The sequence below is a fragment of the Bradyrhizobium sp. genome (assembly GCF_049581145.1).
Lineage (GTDB): Bacteria > Pseudomonadota > Alphaproteobacteria > Rhizobiales > Xanthobacteraceae > Bradyrhizobium.
In genome coordinates, this window is sequence record NZ_JBAURI010000070.1 from 1 (window position 1) to 1,896 (window position 1,896).

The 1,896-nt window shown below is 58.9% G+C and carries 1 protein-coding gene; it reads left to right on the forward strand.

All coding sequences use genetic code 11. From position 1 onward, the window contains the following. Window positions 1-1,639 (forward strand): DUF885 domain-containing protein (locus WCB02_RS01940; protein WP_423955770.1); only part of this gene is annotated, 1,639 nt, incomplete at its 5' end. Window positions 1,640-1,896 lie beyond the last annotated feature (257 nt).

Sequence of the window (1,896 nt, forward strand, 5' to 3'; positions counted from 1 at the left end):
GGCGTACTTTCACTACGCCCCGTCCGCCGGAACCCAGGTCGGCTTTCACCAGTACGACCCCCAGCTCGAAGACTTCTCGCGCGAGACTATCGATGAGGAAATCGCAAGGCTCCACAGCTTCGAGAAACGCGTAGAAGCTATCCAGCCCGACGATTCTCCCGCCGACTTCGTCCCGCGGAGCGACCGCGAAATCGTGCTGTCCTCCATTCGCTCTCAATTGCTCGCCCTCGAAGTCATCCGCCCATGGGAAAAGCAGCCCGACAACTATTCCAGCACCTGCGCCAATGCCGCCTTCGTCCTCATGGAGCGCAAATTCGCTCCGCCCGACGACCGCCTGCGCTCTCTCATCGCGCGCGAAAAACAGATGCCCTCGCTCCTCGCAGCGGCCCATGTCAATCTCAAGAACCCGCCGCGCATCTTCACCGACATCGCCATCGAGCAGCTCCCCGGCGTAATCAGCTTCTTCCAGCACGACGTGCCCGACGCCTTCACTGACGCCAAAGATCCAGCCGTCAAAGCCGACTTCGCGCAGTCCAACGCCGCCGTCATCGCCGCGCTCAACGACTATCAGCAGTGGCTCAAATCCGACCTGCTTCCGCGCTCCAACGGCGACTTCCGCATCGGCGCTGACGCCTTCCGCAAGAAGCTCCTCTACGACGAAATGGTTGATCTCCCGCTCGACAAGCTCCTCGAAATTGGCTGGGCGAATCTGCGCCAGAATCAGGACCACTTCAAGCAAATCGCCGCTGAACTCGAGCCCGGCAAAGATCCGCACGCCGTTCTCGAAGAACTTGGGCGAATGCATCCCGCGCCCGGCCAGCTCCTCGACTCGTTCCGCTCAACCTTCAACGGCCTCGTCGCCTTCATTCAGTCGCATCACATCGTCACTCTGCCCTCCGATGTGCGCCCCATCCTCGAAGAAACGCCGCCCTTCATGCGCGCCACCACCACCGCCAGCATGGACACACCCGGCCCCTACGAAACCCACTCCACCGAGGCCTACTTCAACGTCACGCTCCCCGATCCATCCATGACGCCCGCTGAAGTCGACGGCTACATGCACGGATTCAATGTCGGCACGCTCATCTCCACTGCCGTCCACGAAGCCTACCCGGGCCACTACGTTCAATTCCTCTGGCTGCCGCAGGCGCCCAGCAAAGTCCGCAAACTGCTCGGCGCAGCCACCGATGTCGAGGGCTGGGCTCACTACTGCGAACAGATGATGCTCGACGAAGGCTATGGCCAGCGCGGCGTCGGCGCCAAGGACGAGCGAGAATCGAAATTCCTGCGTCTCGGCCAGCTGCAGGACGCACTTCTGCGCAATGCTCGTTTCATCGTAGGCATCCAGATGCACACGGGCAACATGACCGTCGAGCAAGCGGAGGATTTCTTCCAGAAGGAAGGCTTTCAATCGAAAGAAAACGCGATCGTCGAAACTAAGCGCGGCGCCGGCGATCCGACCTACCTCTACTACACACTCGGTAAGCTCGAAATCATGAAGCTCCGCGAAGATATGAAAAAGAAGGAAGGCTCAGCCTTCTCGCTCGAGAAGTTCCACGACGATTTCCTTCGCCAGGGATTCCCGCCCATCAAGATCGTCCGCGAAGCCATGCTCGGCGACAACTCGCCCGCTCTCTAAAGGCAGAACATGTCAATCGCGTCTGACGAATTCTTCTCTAATGTGCAAATCGCGCGCAAGTTGATATTCAAGCGATATCTCATATGGTTTCTATGTTGTTTCGCAGGTGCAGGCGTCGTGTGGTGGCTCGTTCATCCGTTTTCCGAGGGCTTCGATGGTATCGTAATGGCCATCTGGTTCATTTGCGGAATTGCGCTTTTATCGTCTCCGATTCGGAAGCTGCAAAAGATGCCCTGCCCCTATTGTCATTACCCGGC